The organism is Oleiphilus sp. HI0123 (genome assembly GCF_001635315.1).
The window spans coordinates 1-1742 of sequence record NZ_LWGE01001628.1; the positions used below are offsets into that span (position 1 = coordinate 1).

General features: G+C 40.9%; 4 protein-coding genes. 3 read left to right on the top strand and 1 reads right to left on the bottom strand.

Annotated elements, in window-relative coordinates; translation table 11 throughout:
- Window positions 1-96 precede the first annotated feature (96 nt).
- The 3 genes from A3761_RS21875 (at window position 97) to A3761_RS21885 (ending at window position 1437) form a co-directional block, all read left to right on the top strand.
- Complete coding sequence (locus tag A3761_RS21875) at window positions 97-405, top strand: transposase (protein ID WP_068553100.1); 309 nt, start codon at window positions 97-99, stop codon at window positions 403-405.
- Window positions 402-659, top strand: coding sequence for a hypothetical protein (locus A3761_RS21880; protein WP_068553031.1), 258 nt, complete (start codon window positions 402-404; stop codon window positions 657-659). Before A3761_RS21875 ends, A3761_RS21880 begins: the two co-directional genes overlap by 4 nt.
- A gap of 70 nt (window positions 660-729) precedes the next feature.
- On the top strand, window positions 730-1437 hold the full coding sequence (locus A3761_RS21885) for an IS3 family transposase (protein WP_255374958.1): 708 nt from the start codon (window positions 730-732) through the stop codon (window positions 1435-1437).
- Window positions 1438-1471: 34 nt separating this feature from the next.
- Here the strand turns inward: A3761_RS21885 and A3761_RS21890 are convergent.
- A partial coding sequence (locus A3761_RS21890) for a type II toxin-antitoxin system RelE/ParE family toxin (protein WP_068750874.1) occupies window positions 1472-1742 on the bottom strand: 271 nt, incomplete at its 5' end.

Sequence of the window (1742 nt, forward strand, 5' to 3'; positions counted from 1 at the left end):
TTTGGGACGTGGGGAGTCATTATGTCTAGGTTTCCGAGTGCCCAACAATTAGTGTACACCCTACTATAGTTATATAGACCTTATGTGGAGGTGCTCATGGCACGTAAAAAAACTCAAGCTTACTCTGAAGAATTCCGAAAAGAAGCAGTGAAACGCTGCGAAAAACCGGGCGTCACTCAAGCTCAAGTTGCTAAAGAACTTGGAATTAGCTCCCAACAAATCGCGAACTGGAAGCGTCAATTTATGCGCTTATCTGATAAACAATTCAACTCTGTTAATGGCGTCGATTACTCAAAAAATGAGAGTGAAGAACTTCGTCGTTTAAGGCGAGAGAATAAACAGCTTCAAGAAGAAATGGATTTCCTAAAAAAGGCTGCGGCGTACTTCGCCAGAAACCAAGAGTGAAGTACGCCATTATCAAAGAGTATGAAGAGCAGCATTCCAAGGCTTTAATGTGCCGGGTTATGCGTGTCTCACGCACTGGTTACGCTAATTGGTGCAAGGGTTCTATCTGTGACCGCGATAAACGTCGACAACTAATGACAGCTAAAGTGTTGGATACCTATGAAGACTTTGAAGCTGGCTGCAGATTCTGGCCCATTCCGATCACTCATTCTGGTTTTAACCGATCATCATTTCTGGAACTTTTCGACCATTGATTCTGGTTTTATTCGATCACTTTTTCTGGATTTCCAGAATCAGTGATCAGATACCAGAATTGATGATCAGATACGCCGGAATACGCAAGCTGGCTATGGATCGAGAAGAATAGCGAAAGAGTTAAACGATCTTGGTTACCCTTGTTCAGAGAATTACATTGCTAACATTATGAAGTCTCAAGGCATTAGGGCGCGTAACGGTAAGGGTTTTAAATACAGCCGCCATAGCCTTACGATGGTAAACGTGTCTGAAAATATTCTATGGCGTGACTTTAACGCTAAACATCCAAATGAAAAGTGGACGACAGATATCACTTATATCTGGGTTAAGGATAAATGGCTTTATCTGGCTACTGTGATGGATTTATATTCACGTTGCATTGTTGGTTGGGCGCTTGATGAAACGATGACTGAGGCGCTCGTGACAAAAGCGCTAAGTGTTGCTCTCGCAAGAAGAAAACCTAAACCTGGCCTTATATTACACTCTGATCGCGGTGTTCAGTATCGCGCACAAGGTTATGTCGACTTTGTCGCGAATAGTCAGCTTAAGCAGAGTATGAGTCGTAAAGGAAACTGTTGGGATAATGCACCGATGGAATCTTTCTTTAGTCGACTAAAAGTTGAATTGATTTATGCAAAGAATTACCAGTCGATGGATGAAGCAAGAACAGGTATATTTACCTACATTGAAGTCTTTTATAATCGAAAGAGAAGACACTCAGCTATAGGGAATATAAGTCCTGTTGAATTTGAAAATCGAACTGCGTTAGTTGCGTAGTTATAACTGTCCACTTTTCGTGGGGCACACCAAACTAAAAGGTACGTTTGATATCCCTGTAGAAGTTTTCGTGTGAACCTAATGCCATCAACTCAAGGGTAAGTACACCTTCGTCATAGCTATAGCCAAGTAACGTAAGTTGCTTAATCATCTTAAATTTATAAACTCTAAGAAATGCAAGATCACCTCGTTTCTGCTCACCTAAAAGTGGGTCTTTAACAAGCTCTTTTACAGCATTATCCAAGTCTTTCTTCTGGTTAGGTTTTAATTTCTTTACTGCTTTTTTAAAAGTTGGCGTTTGTAAA